The following is a 20,133-nucleotide window of genomic DNA, read 5'->3' as shown; positions in this document are numbered from 1 at the left end:
CTAGAATGAAAAGGTCGGTTGTTTAAGCCTCCATAATGTCACCGCATCGTTTGAAATACGCTCGATTTTTTGCTGCAGCATGCGTTTTTTCAATTCCCGCTCCGCATCGCTCACGGAGATGGAATAAATGCTTGCCACTTCATCGGTCGTCAAATATTGAAAACGTTGGAACAGTTCTTCGAAGGTTGGCAGCGGTTTTCTGACGATTTCCTCGTCCAACATCTCTTGCAAGATTTGGACATAAATTTCGTAAGAATACATTCCGCTTACTTTTAACCCTTCGTCTTCGATACATTCATTGAAGAATACGATGCTTGGAACTTCATCGATTTCCATTTCCCGTGTGATGTATAAATCACATTGGAAGGCCCGCACCGCTTCTTTTGATCCAAAGTCTTTAATGAACTCTTCCTGATCCAACTTCGCTTCCTTGGCAATGTCGATCAAAGACGTATAGGAGAGGACGTTTTTCGTTTCCAATAATACGTGTTCCTGCAGCTTCCGGATATAACGGTTCGCCGCTTTTTTTCCTTGCAATTCGGCTGCCTTTATTGCAAGGGAGGGTAAGGCAGGATGAGTAATATCCACATCAGCACCTGTTAAACACCCTTTGATACGCCGTGTGACACAGTTTAAAGTGGTCAATTCTGTGCTTAACACGTATCTCCAAGTGAAATAATGTTCATACTCCAATTGGAGCTTTTTTAACATTGACTGCATTTTGAAGGCATTTGGACAAAGCGGGTCAATAAAAACATATAACTCGATCGGTTTCGTTGTTTTCTCGGATGCAACAGGTTCTGACAACAGTTGGATATTATTCAATCGAATCCCCCCTCATCCTCGTTCGGCGCATTGATCATATGATGCGCGGTCAACACAAGACGTTGAAAATATTGTTCGCGTAACGGTCCTTCAAGCCCTACTTCATCCATTGCTTCATTCATGCATTCCAGCCAAGCCTGGGCATGATCGGGCGTGATTTTAAACCGCATATGCCTTGCTCTCATCATTGGATGGCCATGTTCTTGTGTAAATAAATTGGGGCCGCCTAAATATTGAGTTTGAAATTGAATTTGTTTGCGAATGGTTTCTTTCAAATCATCCGGAAACAAAGGTCGGAGTAATGGATGCACATCAACCCGTTTATAAAATGCATGAATAAGTTCTTTCAACTTTTCAGCACCTATTTCCTCATAAGGAACCTTGTATTTTTCATTCATAGGTGTAACTCCTTTATCCACTTTTCCGCATATGCGTAATTGTGACCGAAATATGAAGACCTGCCTTTGATATTATTCATTCTATCAACGACCAGGCATTTTCTCAAACAAATCGCTTACAGCAAGTGTTGATAAACAAGGAGAAATATAGAAATCATAAGCATTTACATGTTTTTATAGTAGGTTAGCACTTTCTTCACATAGTTTTGAGTTTCTTTGAACGGAGGAATGCCCCCGTATTTTTTCACATTTCCAGGTCCCGCATTGTAGGCCGCCAACGCCAATTCAAAATTGTTGTTGAATTGGTCAAGCATTTGGCGCAAATACTTTGTGCCGCCCATAATGTTTTGCTCAGGGTCCTTTAAGTTGGATACACCCAAATATTTCGCGGTGCCCGGCATGAGTTGCATCAGCCCGGTTGCCCCTGCAGAGCTCACCGCATTCGGATTGAAATTCGATTCCTGTTTGATCACTGCAAGGATAAGTTTTTCAGGTACCCCAAACCGGGCGGAAGCTTTTTTCACGATATCCAAATATTTGGCATCCGTTGCCGTTGCCGATGCTCCGACTGATTCGGTTGCGGAACCGGCATTGTTTATGACTTTTTCATACGCTTTCGTTATGTAAGGATTGGGATTGGATAATAAGTAATTGGATAAATAGTTCTTCACTTCATCATTTAACCCGTTTTCTTCGGAAAAGTTGTCTATGGCTTTTAAAAGCGCACTTTCCACATTATCGCTTGCCTGGGTTTGTGCCAATATTTCCGAAAAAATTTCGGCAAACAAGCTGTCTCCATCCGTCGAATTGACGGAAGTGGTGTCCAGCGAACGGAGTGCATCGATTTCCAAAATGGTTTTCATCATGGCTGCGTCCATTCATTGTTCCTCCTTTCTCTCCTGTAAAGCCTTCATGAAGCGGGCAATTTTTTTGTCGGCTGTTTGAATATTTATTTTACGCTCCCGCAAAAATGTTAAAAACAGTTTTTTTCCGAGTGTGGAATCTTTTGTTTCATATTCTACCTCATAATCGTCGCAGTGCAAATAGAAGGAGTGGTCAAAAACGAGGATTCCTCCTTCATATGGAACTTCCACCCGATCCGTTGTCAATGTTCCAAAGAGGCGCAATTCTTCGACCGGCACCCGCAACTCCACCAGTCTTTCCCTGACGGAAGGTGCCGAAAAGCTTTTTCCTTCAAGTATTTCATCCCTTTGCTCTTCCGTTAAAATATCCGTTGTTTCCAAGTGGATATGTTCAGCCGTCTGTTCCTTTAAAGTGCATACAATTTTTCCTTTTTGTTCCCGGATGCGGAGGGCGCTTGATAATGTTTTCAAGTGCCAATGTTTTGTATCAAGGTAATGGTTCACTTGCCGGACGATTTGTTGCGGCTGTATGTTGAATTCTTCCAGTAATTGCTCATATTGTTCTTTCGTCAAAACATTTTTATATTCAATTTCATATTCCTGGATCATTTGTTTTTCCCTTTCGTTATGGTTTTTCATAAGCTTTTTATCGAAAATAGTTCCTGCTGTGTTAAAATATGAGGAGAAATGGTTGGAAGGGATTGTTATAAATGCGCAATGTATATGTCATCGATGATTTTCGTTTTGAAAATGACAACCTTTATTTTAGTTTAAACGAAAGTCCGTTGAAAATACAAATCGAGCCGGCTGGCCAGGTGTTGACGGATTCGGATGGAATTGCATTTGTATACGTTGTGGATGAAGGCGACCATTACAGTTATTTGCAATTTCCGAAAAAAGTCTGGAACGGGCTTGTTTCCGTCTTGGAAACGAAGAAAGATCCACTGTTGGCGAAAAATGGTGAAATGATTTTATTACAAAATTTTGCGAATGAATTGGAAATGCTCGTGTTTAACATCGAAGGCAACGGCAATTATGGCGAAGCCTTTGTACAAGCAGTCGAAGAAACTTTCAGTGATATTTTAAAGAAGCAGTAACCGTTTTTGCAGCGAGTATTGGGGGTATGAATATGGGGCAATGGGAACGTTTTTTGGAGCCTTATAAACAAGCAGTGGATGAGTTGAAAGTGAAATTCCGGGGGATGCGATCCCAGTTTACGACAGAAGGGTTGACTTCACCCATCGAATTTGTGACCGGCCGGGTAAAACCGCTGGCAAGCATATACGACAAAAGCATTGAAAAAGGCGTACCCTTTGAACCTTCCGAACAATTGGCAAGAGAACTGCAAGACATCGCCGGCATCCGCATTATGTGCCAGTTTGTGGATGATATATCGACGGTCGTCAATTTAATCCGCGGGCGGGAAGATTTAAAGGTCATTGAGGAAAAGGATTATATTACGAATAAAAAACCGAGCGGCTACCGTTCCTATCATATGATTGCGGAATATCCGGTGGAAACGGTGAAAGGCAAAAAGACGGTGCTGGTCGAAATACAAATCCGCACGCTGGCCATGAATTTTTGGGCATCAATCGAACATTCTTTAAATTACAAATATAAAGGCGACTTCCCGGAAGAAATCAAATTGCGCTTGAAGCGCGCAGCTGAAGCCGCATTTCGACTGGATGAAGAAATGTCGTCGATCAGACATGAAATCCAGGAGGCCCAGGCTTTTTTCAGCGAAAATAAGGAAGCTCAAAATCCGAAGATCCGAGAGGAAAAGGAGCGTGAATAGTTTGAAGTTTTCCATTCAATCACGCAATGATTCGCAATCCAATGAATTGAAGGAACTTGCAACGAATTACTTACAAGATTTTGGATTAGTATTGGATGAAAAGGAACCGGACATCGTCATTTCCATTGGCGGAGATGGCACCCTTCTCCATGCTTTCCATCATCATATCAACCGGTTGGATAAAGTATCCTTTGTAGGGATCCATACAGGGCATTTAGGGTTTTACGCTGACTGGAAACCTTCCGAATTGGAAAAATTGGTGCTATGCATTGCAAAAAATCAATACCGGGTTGTTGAATATCCATTATTGGAAGTGAGTGTGTGCAACAATCATTCGGAAATCAGCACATATCTTGCCCTGAATGAAGCGACGATCAAATCCCCAAGTGTCACGCTCGTGATGGATGTTTATTTGAATGATCGGCATTTTGAACGTTTCCGCGGCGACGGTTTATGCATTTCCACACCATCGGGCAGTACGGCATACAATAAAGCGTTGGGCGGTGCCATCATCCATCCTACGTTGCAAGCGATCCAAGTGACGGAAATGGCGTCCATCAATAACCGGGTATTCCGGACAATCGGCTCCCCTCTCGTCTTGCCGGCTCATCACACATGTAAACTGAAACCGGTAAAAAACCAAACCTTTACGATGACGGTGGACCATCTGCAATTGGACCATACGGAATTGGATCATGTCATTTTCAGAGTGGCAAAAGAAAAAGTGCGATTTGCACGATTCCGACCGTTTCCGTTTTGGGAAAGAGTCCATGATTCCTTTATCGCAAGCGAGTGATGTTCATGCCATTTAAAATGCAGTTTCAAGCCACAAAAGATGGAGAGTTATTGAGGGATGCGATTCAAAAGCAGGAAATCTCCAGCAGGGCGTTGACGGATATCAAATATCGCGGCGGCAAGATTTTAGTGAACGGCGAGGAAAGAAATGTCCGTCACATCCTTTCAAAGGGAGATGAAATCACCATCATTTTTCCGGAAGAAAAAGCCAGTGATTCCTTGGAGCCCGAACAGGGAGATTTGAATATTATTTATGAGGATGACGCGCTATTAATCATTGATAAACCGCCTTATATCAACACAATTCCATCGCGGGAACATCCGGCGGGAAGCATTGCCAATTATGTTTACGGATATTTTCAGGAGCGCGGGATTGATTCCACCATCCATGTCGTCACAAGACTCGATCGGGATACTTCGGGCCTTGTTTGCATTGCCAAACACCGCCATATTCACCATTTAATGAGCTTGCAATTGCAAAAGGGATTGATCCGAAAAGAATATGAAGCCATTGTGCACGGGCATGTGTCATCGGATGTGTCCATCATTCTCCCCATTGGACGGAAAAGCACAAGCATTATTGAACGGGAAGTGAGGAAAGACGGCCAATTCGCCCATACGGATGTGAAAGTTTTAAAACATTTCGTCTATCAGCGGGAGCCCCTTTCCCACGTACGATTGCGGTTGCATACAGGAAGAACCCACCAAATTCGCGTCCATATGTCCCATATCGGCCATCCCCTTGTCGGAGACGATCTTTATGGCGGAAACCAAGAGTTCTTCGATCGTCAAGCCCTCCATTGTGTCCAGTTGGAATTCTTTCATCCATTATCCAGGGAAAAATTCATATTTTCCAGCGAAATAGTTGATTCAATGAAAAAAATAATCCATAATTAGATGTTCGAACATATCGGACATCTTTTTTCATTTGATGGGAAAAGAATTCATAAAAAATCTATTGTCGTATGAATCAATGCAACCTATCATTGAATTGAGGTTGAGAGGAGGGGGACAAAATGATCGAAGAAAAAGATGAAAAACGGGATGTTTCTTATGATGAAAACCAATTGATCCAATGGTTGATTGATGGGGATATTGACGAATTCCGTGAACATTTTTTGTCACTGCATGCGTATGATCAAGCCCAATTTTATGAAAAGGTTGGACCTGACATACGAAAGACGATGTATCATTTTTTGTCTCCCGCAGAGATGGCTGAAATTTATGAAGCCATCGAATTGGACGATGAAGAGATTGAACATTTTATTAAGGAAATGGATCCGACCTATGCGGCGGAAATGCTGTCTTGCATGTATACCGACGATGTGGTCGATGTTTTGAATGAATTGGATGAAAATGACCGCGATAATTTTCTTGAACTGATGGATGAGGAAACGGCAGAAGAAATTTCGGAATTGCTCGGGTATGAAAAATATACTGCCGGTTCCCTCATGACAACGGAATACGTATCCATCCAAGAAAATTCCACGATCCGTTCGGCAATGAATGTGCTCCGAAAAGAGGCGCCGAATGCGGAAACCATTTATTATATTTATGTTGTTGATGAAAATCATCGGTTAACCGGCGTTTTGTCATTGAGGGAACTCATTCTGGCGGACGAAGATACTTTGCTTCGGGACATTATGAACGATCGGGTGGTCTATGTAAAATTGACAGACGACCAGGAAGACATTGCCCAGATTTTCAAAGATTATAATTTTGTGGCTGTTCCGGTAGTCGATGATCAGCAGGTTTTACAAGGGATTATTACGGTCGACGATATCATCGATGTCATTGATGAAGAAGCAAGCGACGACTATTCGAAATTGGCGGGGATTTCCGATATAGATGATATCGATGCAAGCCCGTTAAAAGCGGCCAAACAGCGATTGCCGTGGCTGGTGATGCTGCTGTTTTTGGGCATGATCACCGCGACCTTGATGGGGCAGTTTGAAGCAACCCTTGAAAAGGTGGCATTGCTCGCTTTATTTATCCCTCTCATTTCCGGGACAAGCGGCAATAGCGGCACTCAAGCATTGGCCGTTGTTGTGCGCGGGATTGCAACGGGAGAAATTGATGAAAAAAGCAAATTGAAAATGATCTTCCGGGAAATGGGGACCGGATTGATCACAGGAATTGCTTGCGGTTTGATTGTTGTTGGCGTGGTGTTTTTATGGAAGCAGTCTTTGATGATCGGATTGCTTGTTGGAACGGCCATTTGTTGCTCCATTTTTGTAGCGACAATCGCAGGATCTTTCATTCCGCTTCTTATTCATAAATTGGGCATTGATCCTGCGGTGGCGTCAGGTCCTTTCATCACCACGTTAAATGATATTACCAGTATTTTGATTTATTTGGGCTTGGCGACATTGTTGCTCGGACAGATCTGATGCAAAAAGAAAAAAATCTGCCTACATAATGGATAGTGGGCAGATTTTTTTCTTTTTATTATTGAAATAAGAATGGGGGGAGTGGACAAGAAGTCATTTTAATCCTTTGGGTGCGATCGAGATGGATTCGATCTCGTTGGCATTGATGGTCTTTGTTTCATTGAGGGTGCGGACTTTGATCAGTATTCCATCCATTCCTTCTATAAACCCTGTAATTTTTTCTCCATTTGTCAGATGAAAGGTCAAACATCGATTTTTGCGGTTGACAGGTTGTGAAAAATAATGCAGCTGCCTTGCGATGACCGGATTTTTGATCCGCTCTCTCCGCGAAAGTTCATACACTGAAGTGCTCTCTTCAAGAGAGGCTTCTTCCGTATCTTCATCAACCTCGACGTAATAAAAAGGCGGAGTTTGAATAAATAGCAATGGCTCTTCCAATGATGCACATCCTTTTTTTCATACAATATGCAACTCATCCATTTTCGTGACTGCCGTCCAACCTGATTGGCCCAAGAAAGGCGGTGTCGTTAAATGGTTGGAAGGGCGATAATGGGTAAACTTCGGTTAAGGAAAAACAAATAAAAAGAAGGAGCGGAAAGGCCCCTTCGGATTATTTCTTATGAATGTGCAAATTTACATCCGCAACGCATTGAATTCCAGTAAAGCGCGATAAATCAACTGTCACGCATGTGTCTGTTTTCTTGAAGTGGTAGAAATCCATCATTCCACTGGCATCAAGTTCCCCGTCAACAACAGAGATTGGTTCGTATGCTTCGCTGGTTGGAGCGATTGCCCGGAGTGTTGCACAGCAATCGCCAAACATGTCTTCCACCCTGAAGAATGGCGTTTTGTACCATCCATACTCTTTGTCATAGAACATGACTTTAAACGGAGATCCATCTTCTGTCAATAACATAAATACTCTTGTATCCGCATGGTTTCGGCGATGCTTGTTGTTGATTCCTCCAAGCGGTTCCAAAAAGCAGCTAGTTCCGCAAGTATCGTCATCTTCTTCCACAACATGGTTTTGAAGTTCCAAAATTGTCTCTACTACTTCGCAGATGCATCCTTCATGACGACGACGGCCAAGAGATGAACTTTCAGAATGTTTTCTTCCACAACCCATTGTCTTTTCACCTCACTTATTTTTGTTCAATCTACAATATGAAAAAGTGCTCTTGACAATCGGGCGATAGTCTATGGGCGGAAACGTTAGGTCATTTTTCTTGAATAGTTTTTTTTATGAAAACGCATAATGACATTAAAAAGGGGGATGCAGCTTGAAAAAAATGGCACTTCCCATATGCTTCGCCATTTTATTAATGGGATGCAATGATGAGAAAACGCTGGAAGTCAATAATCTTGGGGGCGAAGAAGCGGAAGAAGTGAAGGCGATCATGGAAAATGAAGAGTCCATCTACAGCGGAAGAGCAATTTTTGTGGAAGATCAGTTGATGGTTGCAGTCCAGGCAAAACCATGGCTTGATTATAAAAAAACAAAAATTGAAAAGAACTTAAAAAAGAAGCTGAAAGAAAGTTTTCCTGAATATGACATCACAGTTTCCTCGGATTACAAACTTTATTGGGAAGCCCAAAAACTTTTGGATGAAGAAGACAGTGAAAAAGTGAAGGAGAAAGTGGAAAAACTAAAGAAGCTGAAGAAGGAGGAAACGTAATGAATCAGGAACAATTTGAGCAAATTGAACAGCAGATCACACCCAGCACCCCCTATGTCAAAAATGTGTTGAAAGCATTTTTGGTTGGCGGCCTAATATGCACGATCGGACATGCAATCACATATTTTTATATCATTTTTTTTGATTTTACGGAAAAAACGGTGGGAAACCCGACTGCTGCGACCATGATTTTCCTCTCCATGCTGCTGACAGGTTTCGGTTTGTATCAAAAACTCGGCCAATTTGCGGGAGCGGGAAGTGCGGTGCCGGTTTCGGGTTTTGGCAACGCGGTGATTTCGGCAGCCATTGAACATAAAACGGAAGGTTTTGTGCTTGGAGTGGGAGGCAATATGTTTAAATTGGCAGGTTCAGTCATTTTATTCGGTGTCGCTTCCGCATTTGTCGTCGCTTTGATTAAATTAATTCTTGTGACAATGGGTGTTATCGAATGGTGATCGTGTTTCAGAGCAAACCTTCCATTATTGCAAGCGCGGCTGTCGCAGGGCCGTTGGAAAGAAAGAGCGTGTTCTATTCCTATTTTGATTCTGTCATGGAGGATGAACGCTGGCACCAGGCGACGAATGAGCAAGGAAATGCAAAGATGATTCAAGAAGCATGCGAAATCATATTGAAAAAGGCGGACTTGAACCGTTTGGATATCGATTTCTTTTTGGCGGGGGATTTAGTGAACCAAATGACCCCGACGAATTTTGCCGCCAAGGAGATTGCGGCATCATTTATCGGATTATTTTCAGCCTGTGCAACATCCGTATCTTCCGTCATTATTGCAAGTGTATTGACGGAATTGGGAGCTTCGAAATATGCCATTGCGGGTGCCTCCAGTCAACATAATTCAGTGGAACGGCAATTCCGGTACCCTGTATATTACGGTGGTCAAAAACCGGCCACTGCCCAATGGACTGTTACCGCTGCGGGCTTCACTTTGATTGGGGAACACACCCCGAAATGCCCTTCCATTGCAGCGGCGACGGTTGGAAAAGTCATCGACTACGGACAAACGGATCCATTCCATATGGGAGCTGCGATGGCGCCGGCTGCATATGATACGATCCAAAGGCATTTGGAAAAACGGAATCAAAAAATAACAGATTACGACATGATTATGACAGGAGATTTGGGAAAAATCGGGCTGCAAATCTTGAAACGGATGTTTCAAGAGACAGGTGCAAGTGAAGCGGATTGCAATATTTTCCGTGACGCCGGGGCAGAATTTTATGGGGAAGATCCATCCTTTTTGGCTGGGGCAAGCGGTGCCGGCTGTTCCGCTTCCGTTTATTTCAGCTATGTATTACAGCAATTGAAAGGTGGGCGCTTTAAACGGGTGTTGCTCGTGGCAACCGGCTCCCTCCTCTCCCCATTGACGTTCCAGCAAGGAGAAACGATTCCTTGCACTGCCCATGCAATCGAAGTGACGATGGAGTGAGGCCATAACATGATCATAATGGACTTTATACTTGCATTTATTGTCGGCGGTATCATTTGTGCGATTGGACAGTTGCTGATGGATGTGGGAAAAATGACTCCCGGAAAAACATTGTCCATCCTTGTTGTTGCAGGTTCCATTGTTTCCGGATTAGGTTGGTATCAACCATTGATTGATTTGGCGGGTGGCGGAGCGACAATTCCCATCACTTCTTTCGGCCATTCATTAACCCAAGGGGCGATTTCGGAAGCGGAAAAGCATGGCTGGGTTGGTGTTTTGACGGGAATGTTCGAAGTGACAAGCTCGGGAATCAGTTCTGCCATCGTCTTCGGGTTTATTGCCGCCCTAGTTTTTAAATCAAAAGGAAAAGTGAATTAGACGAATACCCCTCCTTACCGTTGCAGTGATGCATACACTACAACAGTAAAGAAAGGAGGGGAATTCTTATGTGGGATAAATGTGGATGCCAACAATACAGCCAAATGGGGCCGATGCAAATGGGACCGATGCAAATGAGCCCTGTCGACTATTGCGGACCATCTTATGTAAGTCCGTCATATTATAAAGGTAAATGTAAATACAACGGTGATCTTTTTGTACTGATCGTTGTATTATTCATTTTATTGATTATCGTGGGCAGCTGTAGCAAGTGGTAAGGAGGGGAGCCATGAATCATTTTTTTAAACAAATCGAAAAAAAGACCGGCGTAAGCATGGAAGAAATCTTCGCACTGGCAAACGCAATACAGCATGCAGACTTTACGAATGAAAAACAGGTAAGGAAAATTGTTCGCCGGGTTAGCCAATTGGCGAACAAACCGATTTCAAAAGATTTGGAAGATCAAATTGTCAATTCAATCCTTCAAAACGGAGAATCCATCGATTTAAATAGCATTCAAAGAATGTTGGGCTAAAGGATAGCGGGCTGTCTCGCCAAAAATGGGGGCAGCCCTTGCTTAATTGGAAGGAAAAACGGAAAGCCGGGGGACGGAAATCGCCAACGGGAAAAACTCGGTCAGCGGGCGATGAATCCCCATCCCGGAAAATCGAAAAAAGGCCGGAGAATAAAAAGAAAAAGCGAATGCTGGTTTCATTCGCTTTTGGATCAAACGGTGCCGAATAAAAACCCTACATTTCCCCGGTCAATTTATAGGTTTCATATGTTGTCCAAGAACCGTCTTCCAATTGATAAATGAGGTGGATACGGTCAATTTCTTCCTTTTCGTTGATCCCGATCATGCGCAGCTGAGGAAAAATGTCATCATGCTCAGTCGCTGTCAAATCACGGGCGATGGTGATATGGGGAATAAAAACATGTTTCGGGTTTCCGATGTTGATTTCTCGATACAGTTCGTCGTGAATGTTTTGTAATTGTTCTGTCAGCTCAATCTTGAAATAGATGACGTTCGTTGTAGGAAAAAAGGAACTGATTTTGGATGCGTGTATTTTTAGCGGACCATATTTATTGGCGATGGATTTGATTTTATGTGAAATGTCTTCGATTTGCGATTCATCCACTTCAAAAGCTTCTTTTATCGTGATATAGGGTGTTATTTTCGTATAGTGGGAATCATATCGCTTACGATAAGTGTTCGCCAAATCTTGCAGTTTTTTTGATGGGAATGCCACAACACTTAACTTCATCCGCTTTCCTCCCTGAAATGCAAATTTTACTTAAGTATAGCAAATTATGCTCGAAAGATACACGATTTTTAAATCCCAAAAGTATTGCAAAGGGCTCTTTTCAAATCAGGTTTCCAAGATTTCCAAGTGTGATTGCCATCCAGTTCATCATAAAACATATGTTGATAATTTTTGGATATTAACAATTGATGCAATTTCCGGTTCGGCGTGAGGAAATCTTTCACTTCTTTGTAGAATGTGACAGCTTCCGATTCCTGTTTTCCGACCGTGTGATAAATGGCCAAAGATTCGTGTGTCGGCGCTTCTTCAACCGCCTTTAACACCGATTCATCCACATAAGGCGATTGCAAAATCACTTTGCCGAAAATAGTCGGATATTTTATTGCGGCAAGAAGGGACACGGTGGCAGCCATGGAATCGCCGATCAATCCCCGGCTTGACCCAAGCTCGGTTGTCGAAAATTCGCTGTCGATGAAGGGTACAAGTTCATGGGCCAGAAATTTTAAATAGGCTTCATGCTGCTCTCCCGATGGTATGTATTTTCTTCTTCGATCCAGTGCATCCTTGTAAGGAACACCTACGATAATCAAGTTCTCAATTTCGTAGTTGTCAATCAATTCATCAGCAATATGGGAAATTCCACCTAATTGGAAATAGTCTTTCCCATCAGAAGCGATTAAAATGTTATATTTATTAAGTGGAGTATAATTTGCTGGAGTATAAATCAGCAATTCGAAATTCTCCTGCAAGGTATTACTGTAAAATGGAATATCTTGTATGGATCCTGTTTCCACTTGTTGTCCTCCTTAAGTTGTAGTTCATAATTGTATCATATAAAAAAAATATCATGTATGATGAAATAAAAGAATATTTTTACATTAGAAATAGAAAAAATCATATAAAAGAGAGAGGATTCACCATGCAAGAATATAAACGTGTTCATTCAGATGATGTGACAAAAGCGGCCAAGGAAGCATTGAAAAGAAGAGGGGTAAATATAGAGGACATTGCAAAAATTGTGTATGAAATGCAATCGCCTTTTAATCATGGATTGACTTTGGAACATTGCATTCAATCGATTGAACGGGTGCTTCTGAAGCGGGAAGTTCAACATGCGGTGCTCGTGGGCGTGGAATTGGATGAATTGGCAGAGAAAAAAATGCTTTCAGAACCTTTGCAAACGATTGTAGAAAATGATGAGGGGTTATTCGGCGTCGATGAAACGATCGCATTGAGCTCTGTCATGACTTATGGCAGCATTGCATTAACGACGTACGGCCATTTGGATAAAAATAAAATCGGCATTATCAAAAAATTGAATACGAAGAATGGCAAAGATGTCCATACATTTTTGGATGATCTCGTGGCGAGCATCGCGGCATGTGCTGCAAGCCGTATTGCCCATAAAATGCGGGATCTGGAGGAAGAAGGGGAAACATTCCGAAATGTGCATCCAAAGGAATTGGGTCCGGAAGGTGAAATGCTGCCGGTGGATGATGAGCCATGATAAATAAACAGGCTGGGTTTAAATCGCCCAGCCTGTTGGCATTTATCTCAATGTTCAATTTTCTGTCTCCTTATTTGAAGAATCCTCATCTTCATGTGGCAATTGTCCGTTGAAATATAAAAATGATTCGTCCTCCAATTGATGAATTTTTTCTTCATTGATCCCTATCGCCAAAGGTCCTGAAAAAATTTCCTCCCACCAATATTCTGTCGAAATCATATCATTTGCCCCCTCTTCAATATTTTTGTGAAGACTGCACATTCTCAAACTTTTAATGGTAGTTCTTCAACAAATTGTAGTAATATTACTGTAGTTAGTATGGGCTGAAAACTATTTTTTATGTACTTTGGGGGGAAAGAATGAAATTACAAGCGCATGAAGTTGAAAAGATGATCAACCTGCAAAAAGAATTTTTTTATTCCGGTCAAACAAGGGACATCGAGTTTCGGAAAAAACAATTGAAGAAGTTAAGAAGTGCCATAATAAAACATGAAAAAGAAATTTTAAAAGCATTGAATCTGGATTTAAGAAAAAGTGAGTTTGAAGCATATTCAAATGAAGTCGGTTTCGTTTTGAACAGCATTCAATATATGCTCAAGTCCATTGATGAATGGGCAAAACCGGTGGAAGTGAAAACGCCGTTGCATTTTCAACCGGCAAAGAGCTTCATCGTTCGTGAGCCATATGGTTCAGTATTGATCATCGGACCTTTCAATTATCCGTTCCAATTGGTGATGGAACCGTTAATCGGTGCGATCATCGGCGGGAATACGGCCATTGTAAAACCTTCCGAGTCTTCCGTCCATACGGCGCAAATCATCAGAACAATCATTGAAGAAACGTTTGAACCGCAATTCGTGCGGGTGGTGGAAGGGGAGAAGGAAGAAGTAAACGCCCTTATCCATGCCCCTTTTGATTATATTTTCTTTACAGGCAGCGTGTCTGTCGGGAAAATTGTGATGCGCGCCGCGGCGGAAAGGCTTACCCCAATCACCCTTGAGCTGGGAGGGAAAAGCCCCGTCATTGTCGATGAAAGCGCCAATCTTGATGTCGCTGTTAAACGGATAGCATGGGGGAAATTCAACAATGTCGGACAAACTTGTGTGGCACCGGATTATGTCTTGGTCCATTCCTCCATCTATGAACGGTTTATCAAAAAATTGAAGAAAACGATTGTCCAATTTTATGGAAAGGATCCCCAAGCCAGCAGGGATTACGGACGAATCATCAATGAACGCCATTTTGATCGCCTGGCCAAACTGCTGCAAGCGGAAAAGGACAACATCACTTTCGGTGGAAGAGCGGACAGAAAAGATTTATATATCGGACCTACGATTTTCGAAAATGTCAGCTGGGAGAGTCCGATTATGGAAGATGAAATTTTTGGGCCATTGCTTCCAATCATCAAATACGAAAATCTCGCTTCGGCCTTTGATCAAATACGCAAGCTTCCAAAGCCGTTAGCCGCTTACTTCTTCTCGGAAAACGAGAAACATATCGATGCTTTTTTACAGGAGATCCCATTTGGCGGAGGATGCATCAACGATACGGTGACCCATGTAGCCAATCATTATTTGCCATTTGGCGGCGTCGGGCCTTCCGGAATGAACAGCTATCACGGCAAAGCGAGCTTCGAAACCTTCACCCATGCGAAATCCATCATGAAGCGATCTTCAAAATTGGCCAATAATTTATTATATCCACCATATAAACAAAAGGTGAAATTGGTGCGAAAAGTGTTGAGATAATTTGAAATATTGAATAGATGTTGTGATCGGGAACGATATATAATAAAATACTTTGATTGAAAATTCTAAAAAAATGAACTCATGTCGGCAAAATTCGACATAACGAAAAAAGTTCGTTTTTTCTACGAATCCTCTTTGTCGAAATTTATCTATTTTTGATATGATTGATATCATTAAGAAAAAATATCGAATGAAAATATGATTTTGCAATTGTTAAAAATTGGAACGTTTTCATCGAAACTTACCATTGCTTAATACGGAGGAAGAAAGATGATTACAGAAGAAATATTGAGCGTCATTCCAATGAAACAAGTGATTGGACAGTTGCCGAATACCATCAAGGATATTTCGGATGATTCAAGAAGTGTTCAGCCAAAAAGCATGTTTGTATGCATCAAAGGATATACGGTGGACGGCCATGACTATGCTCAAGATGCGGTCAATCAAGGGGCAACGGTGGTGGTCGCGGAAAGACCGTTGCAACTGGAAGGCAATGTGGCGCAAGTCATCGTGCCGGATACGAACCGGACATTAGGGCTTATCGCCGCCAAGTTTTTTGATTATCCGTCTGAAGACTTGACGATGGTTGGAGTGACAGGAACAAACGGGAAAACCAGCGTATCGAACATCATTCATCAAATGTTTGTCGGATTGGGAGAAAAATCCGCATTATCAGGCACCATCGGTTTTAATCTGAACGGGGTGCTCTATGAAACAGCGAATACGACAAGCGATGCATTAAGCACGCAGCAAATGATATTCCGTGCGAAAATGGAAGGATGCCATTCGATGGTCATGGAAGTCTCTTCCCACGGCCTGGCTTTGGGAAGACTTGCGGGGGTGGATTTCGATGTGGCCGTGTTTACAAATTTGACCCATGATCATTTGGATTTCCACGGAACGATGGAAGAATACGGATATGCAAAAGGTTTATTGTTTTCCCAATTGGGCCAGGATTTGACAAAAAATAAAGCGGCCGTATTAAATGCGGATGATCCTTGGTCCAAAAAATATGAAAGTATGACCCCATACCCTATATGGACATATGGTTTGAAAAACGATGCCCATTTCCGGGCTGAAAATTGCGGTTTCAATGAAGGTTTTACGACTTTTGATATGATTACGCCTGAAGGAAAATTTCCGGTAACGATGCAATTGTTAGGGGAATTTAACGTTTATAATATATTGGCGGCGACCGCCGTTTTATATTCCCGCGGTTACCCGATGGAGGCGATCATCGAGCAGATTGAAGACTTGGTACCGATTCGTGGGCGGATGCAAAAAATCAAAACGGACTTGCCTTTACATATTTTCATCGATTACGCCCACACACCGGATGCCATCGAAAAAGCCATCGATGCGGCAATGCCATTCAAAAAGCCGGGGAATAAATTGATTTTCCTTGTGGGGACAGGAGGAAACCGGGATAAATCCAAACGGCCTGCCATGGCGGAGAAAGCCTCAAGAGCGGATTACGTCGTGCTAACAACAGATGATCCCCGCTTCGAAGATTACGATAGCATTACAGGCGATTTGGCAAAAGGGATGCTTCATGAGAATTATGCCTGCATCGGTGACCGGGCGGAAGCGGTCCGGCATGCGATCGAGGTTGCGGAGCCTGGGGATGTCATCATCTTTGCCGGTAAAGGACATGAAGATTATCAAATCATCGGCAACAAAAAATATCCTCACAGTGATGCGGATATTGCCTTGGAAGCTGCAAAATTGAAATTTGTCAAAGGGTGAATTTTAGAATGAGCCGTCTCAAAACATAGCGAGACGGCTAAAATTATGATAATTACAGGTATTTGTACGAAAAGCGTTTCAAATTGCAATGATGGCAGTGAATTAAAATGAGAAAATGGTTGTCGAAACATGGACAATTCTTTTATTATTGTTTACGTATGAAAAAAGGAGACGCAGAAATATGGATTCAAAATTAAAACAAGAAATATTATCCCGTCGGACGTTTGCAATCATTTCCCACCCGGATGCCGGGAAGACCACGTTGACGGAAAAGCTTTTGCTATTTGGCGGAGCCATCCGCGCTGCCGGTACAGTCAAAGGGAAAAAGACCGGAAAATTCGCCACAAGTGACTGGATGGAAATCGAAAAACAACGGGGAATTTCCGTTACTTCCTCCGTTTTGCAATTCGATTATGACGGCTATCGGGTGAATATCTTGGACACACCGGGACACCAGGACTTCTCGGAGGATACGTACCGTACACTGATGGCGGTGGACAGTGCCGTCATGGTGATTGACGCGGCAAAAGGGATCGAATCGCAAACGATTAAATTGTTCAAAGTTTGCCGTATGCGCGGCATTCCGATTTTTACATTCATCAATAAATTGGACCGCCAAGGGAAAGAACCCCTTGAATTGATCGAAGAAATCGAGGAAGTGCTTGAAATCAAAGCCTATCCGATGAACTGGCCGATCGGTATGGGGAAAGAATTCTACGGCATTTATGACCGCTACCATCATCGGGTGGAACAGTTCCGGGTGGAAGATAAAGAACGCTTTTTGCCATTGGATGAAAATGGCGAATTGGCCGCTGATCATCCGATGAAGGAAACTTCCTATTATCAGCAGGCGTTGGACGATATTCAACTCTTGAATGAAGCGGGGAACGCTTTTTCGGAAGAGGAGATCCGCCAAGGTGAATTGACGCCGGTGTTTTTCGGTTCCGCTTTGACAAACTTTGGCGTGCAAACTTTCTTGGAAACTTATTTGAAATTCGCTCCTGCTCCGCAACCGCGATTGACAGAAGATGAGCAGCTGATTGATTCAATGGAGCATGAGGAGCTTTCCGGATTCATTTTCAAAATTCAGGCAAACATGAACCCGGCACACCGGGATCGAATCGCTTTTGTGCGCATTGTTTCGGGCAAATTTGAACGGGGAATGAATGTGACATTGGCCCGTACAGGAAAAACGTTCAAAGTGACCCAATCGACGCAATTTTTGGCGGAAACCCGGGAAACGGTGGACGAAGCGGTGGCAGGAGACATCATCGGGCTTTATGATACGGGAACATATCAAATCGGAGACACCATCGTGGGTGGAAAGAAATTGTTCCAATTTGAAAAACTCCCTCAATTTACACCGGAACTGTTTGTGAGAGTCAGCCCGAAAAACGTGATGAAATCGAAACAGTTCCATAAAGGCATCTTGCAGCTTGTGCAAGAAGGGGCCATCCAATATTATAAAACGCTGCATACAGAGGAAATCATTCTCGGTGCGGTGGGGCAATTGCAATTTGAAGTGTTCGAGCACCGGATGAAAAATGAATATAATGTGGAAGTTGTCATGCAGCCGATCGGATCCAAAATTGCCCGCTGGATCAAAAATGAAGAGGATGTCAAGGATTCAATGAATTCATCCCGTTCCATGCTGGTGAAAGATCGCTTCGGCAAACTCGTCTTTTTATTCGAAAATGAATTTGCTATGCGCTGGTTCTCGGAGAAAAATGAACATATTCAATTATATAGTTTGTTGTAATACTTGGACTGGAGCGAATGGAAAATTGTTTTCCGTTCGCTCTTTTCGATTGTTTTGGAAGCGGCGGAACAGAATCCCCATAAATATTTCCTCGAAAGGGTTCAAACTGTTGAATAATGGGGTATGGAATTGCCCAAAACAGCAAATGGATGACTTGTGAAAGGAAAAAAAGAACCGTATCAAGAATAAGTAATTAATAGGAATATTGGGGATGGAGGAAAAGGGCATGGCAGTTCATTTTTTTACAGGTTTTCCTGGGTTTATCACGAGACAATTGATTCGCCGGATGTTTGAAAATAATGTAGCGGACACGGTATACGTCCTTGTGCTGAAAACGGAAAGAGAAAAAGCGGAAACGGTGCGGGAAAGCATTTTGGAAGCGTATCCTGGCAGAAAGATTGAAATCATCGAAGGCGATATTACATTGCCGAATTTAAACCTCCAAGAAGATACGATGAAAAAAATGGCAGAGGAGGTTCAATATTTCTGGCATCTGGCCGCCATATACGATTTGGCCGTACCGCGGGATGCCGCCTGGAAAGTCAACGTGCACGGCACATCCAATGTGAATGATTTTGTGAAAAAATTGCCTCGATTAAAGCGTTATATGTACTTCAGCACAGCCTATGTGGCGGGCAGAAGGGAAGGGTTGCTTCTTGAAACGGAATTAATACGGCCGGAATCCTTCAAAAACCATTATGAAGAAACGAAATTTGAAGCGGAATTGCTGGTGAGAGATTTGATTGATGAGATTCCGTTGACCATCATTCGGCCAGGGATTGTGATAGGGAATTCGAAAACGGGGGAAACGAATAAATTTGACGGTCCATACTTCTTTTTAAACTTGATCGATCGTTTGAGTTTCCTGCCGTTTATACCTTACATCGGAAAATCCGATGCACGAATCAATGTGGTGCCAATAGACTATATAACGGAAGCGGCGATTTTCCTTTGCCATGATGAGGATGCGATCGGCAAAACGGTGCATTTGACCGATCCAAACCCGCATCCGGTCCAGGAAGTGTACCGGACGATGGTGAAAGAAATGACAGGTCACTTCCCTAAAGGGAGAATCCCCCTTTCCGCTGCAAAGGCGTTCTTGCAAATCAAAAAAGTTCGGACAATGCTGGGGGTTGAAAAGGAAACCATCGATTATCTGACATGGAATGCGACTTTTGATTGTACGATGGCCAAAGCGCTTTTATCAAAAGGAAATATCACCTGTCCGGATTTTATCAAAACGATTCCGGTGATGGTCCGGTTTTATAAAGAAAATAAAAGCAATGAACAGTACCATATCCAAATCAAATAAATTCATTGCAAATCAATTTTGGTGCTGATATACTTAGTTTACGTAAAAATGAATAACCATTGACATTGTCAAAGGGGAGTAGCTATAAGTATTTGGACGCCCAAATACTTACTTCATATTCGTCATTACATGGCGGGTGCCATCGGATATGAAAGCAAATTCATCCGTTTGCTTAGCAAGACCTTTGCCTTTCAAGGGCAAAGGTCTTTTATATTGTATAAAAATGGCATTT

At 42.6% G+C, this 20,133-nt stretch carries 26 protein-coding genes; 17 read left to right on the top strand and 9 right to left on the bottom strand.

All coding sequences use genetic code 11. The annotated features are described in order from the left end of the window. The 4 genes from NSS77_RS01590 to NSS77_RS01575 all read right to left on the bottom strand — a co-directional run bounded on the left by NSS77_RS01590 (position 1) and on the right by NSS77_RS01575 (position 2,695). Positions 1–825, bottom strand: coding sequence for a DsbA family protein (locus NSS77_RS01590; protein ID WP_342470088.1), 825 nt, complete (start codon positions 823–825; stop codon positions 1–3). Next, a complete protein-coding gene (locus NSS77_RS01585; protein WP_342470087.1) occupies positions 822–1,223 on the bottom strand; it encodes a globin in 402 nt (133 codons plus the stop codon). The genes NSS77_RS01590 and NSS77_RS01585 overlap by 4 nt, the downstream gene beginning before the upstream one ends. Positions 1,224–1,387: 164 nt before the next feature. Beyond that, on the bottom strand, positions 1,388–2,101 hold the full coding sequence (locus NSS77_RS01580; RefSeq protein ID WP_342470086.1) for a transglycosylase SLT domain-containing protein: 714 nt from the start codon (positions 2,099–2,101) through the stop codon (positions 1,388–1,390). After that, positions 2,102–2,695, bottom strand: a complete 594-nt coding sequence (locus NSS77_RS01575) for a CYTH domain-containing protein (protein WP_342470085.1) — start codon at positions 2,693–2,695, stop codon at positions 2,102–2,104. A gap of 101 nt (positions 2,696–2,796) precedes the next feature. On the opposite strand from NSS77_RS01575, the gene NSS77_RS01570 reads away from it, so the two are divergent. The 5 genes from NSS77_RS01570 (at position 2,797) to mgtE (ending at position 7,066) form a co-directional block, all read left to right on the top strand. Further along, the gene (locus NSS77_RS01570; RefSeq protein ID WP_342470084.1) at positions 2,797–3,183 is read left to right on the top strand and encodes a hypothetical protein; all 387 of its coding nucleotides are present in this window, start codon (positions 2,797–2,799) and stop codon (positions 3,181–3,183) included. 32 nt (positions 3,184–3,215) lie between these two features. After that, entirely contained in the window at positions 3,216–3,881 is a 666-nt protein-coding gene (locus NSS77_RS01565) for a GTP pyrophosphokinase family protein (RefSeq protein WP_342470083.1), read from the top strand. 1 nt (position 3,882) lies between these two features. Further along, the gene (locus NSS77_RS01560) at positions 3,883–4,677 is read left to right on the top strand and encodes an NAD kinase (RefSeq protein WP_342471172.1); all 795 of its coding nucleotides are present in this window, start codon (positions 3,883–3,885) and stop codon (positions 4,675–4,677) included. Then, a complete protein-coding gene (locus NSS77_RS01555) occupies positions 4,677–5,573 on the top strand; it encodes an RluA family pseudouridine synthase (protein WP_342470082.1) in 897 nt (298 codons plus the stop codon). Before NSS77_RS01560 ends, NSS77_RS01555 begins: the two co-directional genes overlap by 1 nt. Before the next feature lie 119 nt (positions 5,574–5,692). After that, positions 5,693–7,066 carry a magnesium transporter gene (gene mgtE, locus NSS77_RS01550; protein ID WP_342470081.1) on the top strand — a complete coding sequence of 458 codons (1,374 nt, stop codon included), beginning with the start codon at positions 5,693–5,695 and terminating at the stop codon, positions 7,064–7,066. 93 nt (positions 7,067–7,159) lie between these two features. Here mgtE and NSS77_RS01545 read toward each other — a convergent pair whose 3' ends face one another. Both NSS77_RS01545 and NSS77_RS01540 read right to left on the bottom strand, forming a co-directional pair. Then, positions 7,160–7,504, bottom strand: coding sequence for a 4-diphosphocytidyl-2C-methyl-D-erythritol kinase (locus tag NSS77_RS01545; RefSeq protein ID WP_342470080.1), 345 nt, complete (start codon positions 7,502–7,504; stop codon positions 7,160–7,162). 172 nt (positions 7,505–7,676) lie between these two features. Next, positions 7,677–8,192 (bottom strand): CotY/CotZ family spore coat protein, encoded by a 516-nt coding sequence (locus NSS77_RS01540; protein ID WP_342470079.1) that lies wholly within the window; start codon positions 8,190–8,192, stop codon positions 7,677–7,679. A 154-nt stretch (positions 8,193–8,346) separates the two neighbouring features. On the opposite strand from NSS77_RS01540, the gene NSS77_RS01535 reads away from it, so the two are divergent. The 7 genes from NSS77_RS01535 to NSS77_RS01505 all read left to right on the top strand — a co-directional run bounded on the left by NSS77_RS01535 (position 8,347) and on the right by NSS77_RS01505 (position 11,308). Further along, a complete protein-coding gene (locus tag NSS77_RS01535; protein ID WP_342470078.1) occupies positions 8,347–8,742 on the top strand; it encodes a hypothetical protein in 396 nt (131 codons plus the stop codon). Beyond that, positions 8,742–9,197 (top strand): stage V sporulation protein AC, encoded by a 456-nt coding sequence (spoVAC, locus tag NSS77_RS01530; RefSeq protein ID WP_342470077.1) that lies wholly within the window; start codon positions 8,742–8,744, stop codon positions 9,195–9,197. The genes NSS77_RS01535 and spoVAC overlap by 1 nt, the downstream gene beginning before the upstream one ends. Further along, positions 9,191–10,186, top strand: a complete 996-nt coding sequence (locus tag NSS77_RS01525; RefSeq protein WP_342470076.1) for a stage V sporulation protein AD — start codon at positions 9,191–9,193, stop codon at positions 10,184–10,186. The genes spoVAC and NSS77_RS01525 overlap by 7 nt, the downstream gene beginning before the upstream one ends. 9 nt (positions 10,187–10,195) lie before the next feature. Continuing rightward, positions 10,196–10,564 (top strand): stage V sporulation protein AE, encoded by a 369-nt coding sequence (gene spoVAE / locus NSS77_RS01520; protein ID WP_342470075.1) that lies wholly within the window; start codon positions 10,196–10,198, stop codon positions 10,562–10,564. Positions 10,565–10,698: 134 nt separating this feature from the next. Beyond that, a complete protein-coding gene (locus NSS77_RS01515) occupies positions 10,699–10,842 on the top strand; it encodes a YjcZ family sporulation protein (RefSeq protein WP_342471171.1) in 144 nt (47 codons plus the stop codon). Positions 10,843–10,853: 11 nt separating this feature from the next. After that, positions 10,854–11,099, top strand: a complete 246-nt coding sequence (locus NSS77_RS01510; RefSeq protein ID WP_342470074.1) for a stage VI sporulation protein F — start codon at positions 10,854–10,856, stop codon at positions 11,097–11,099. Between the two features lie 38 nt (positions 11,100–11,137). Further along, complete coding sequence (locus NSS77_RS01505; protein WP_342470073.1) at positions 11,138–11,308, top strand: hypothetical protein; 171 nt, start codon at positions 11,138–11,140, stop codon at positions 11,306–11,308. A 5-nt stretch (positions 11,309–11,313) separates the two neighbouring features. Here the strand turns inward: NSS77_RS01505 and NSS77_RS01500 are convergent, their stop codons facing one another. Beyond that, on the bottom strand, positions 11,314–11,829 hold the full coding sequence (locus NSS77_RS01500; protein ID WP_342470072.1) for a 2'-5' RNA ligase family protein: 516 nt from the start codon (positions 11,827–11,829) through the stop codon (positions 11,314–11,316). A gap of 68 nt (positions 11,830–11,897) precedes the next feature. Further along, a complete protein-coding gene (locus NSS77_RS01495) occupies positions 11,898–12,623 on the bottom strand; it encodes an alpha/beta hydrolase-fold protein (RefSeq protein WP_342470071.1) in 726 nt (241 codons plus the stop codon). Positions 12,624–12,748: 125 nt separating this feature from the next. Here NSS77_RS01495 and NSS77_RS01490 point away from each other — a divergent pair, with 125 nt between their 5' ends. After that, complete coding sequence (locus NSS77_RS01490) at positions 12,749–13,336, top strand: phosphatidylglycerophosphatase A (RefSeq protein WP_342470070.1); 588 nt, start codon at positions 12,749–12,751, stop codon at positions 13,334–13,336. 54 nt (positions 13,337–13,390) lie between these two features. On the opposite strand, the gene NSS77_RS01485 is transcribed toward NSS77_RS01490, so the two are convergent. Continuing rightward, positions 13,391–13,555 (bottom strand): hypothetical protein, encoded by a 165-nt coding sequence (locus NSS77_RS01485; protein WP_342470069.1) that lies wholly within the window; start codon positions 13,553–13,555, stop codon positions 13,391–13,393. A gap of 140 nt (positions 13,556–13,695) precedes the next feature. Between NSS77_RS01485 and NSS77_RS01480 the strand changes: the two genes are divergently transcribed. The 4 genes from NSS77_RS01480 to NSS77_RS01465 all read left to right on the top strand — a co-directional run bounded on the left by NSS77_RS01480 (position 13,696) and on the right by NSS77_RS01465 (position 19,901). Next, positions 13,696–15,084, top strand: a complete 1,389-nt coding sequence (locus NSS77_RS01480) for an aldehyde dehydrogenase (protein WP_342470068.1) — start codon at positions 13,696–13,698, stop codon at positions 15,082–15,084. A 270-nt stretch (positions 15,085–15,354) separates the two neighbouring features. Beyond that, complete coding sequence (locus NSS77_RS01475) at positions 15,355–16,830, top strand: UDP-N-acetylmuramoyl-L-alanyl-D-glutamate--2,6-diaminopimelate ligase (protein ID WP_342470067.1); 1,476 nt, start codon at positions 15,355–15,357, stop codon at positions 16,828–16,830. A gap of 181 nt (positions 16,831–17,011) precedes the next feature. After that, positions 17,012–18,589 carry a peptide chain release factor 3 gene (locus NSS77_RS01470; protein ID WP_342470065.1) on the top strand — a complete coding sequence of 526 codons (1,578 nt, stop codon included), beginning with the start codon at positions 17,012–17,014 and terminating at the stop codon, positions 18,587–18,589. Positions 18,590–18,815: 226 nt separating this feature from the next. Beyond that, positions 18,816–19,901, top strand: a complete 1,086-nt coding sequence (locus tag NSS77_RS01465; protein WP_342470064.1) for an SDR family oxidoreductase — start codon at positions 18,816–18,818, stop codon at positions 19,899–19,901. Positions 19,902–20,133 lie beyond the last annotated feature (232 nt).

It is taken from the genome of Ureibacillus sp. FSL K6-3587 (genome assembly GCF_038593165.1).
Lineage (GTDB): Bacteria > Bacillota > Bacilli > Bacillales_A > Planococcaceae > Ureibacillus > Ureibacillus suwonensis.
The sequence above is the reverse complement of the archived record's forward strand: the minus strand, read 5'-3'. Positions and strand labels throughout refer to the sequence as shown.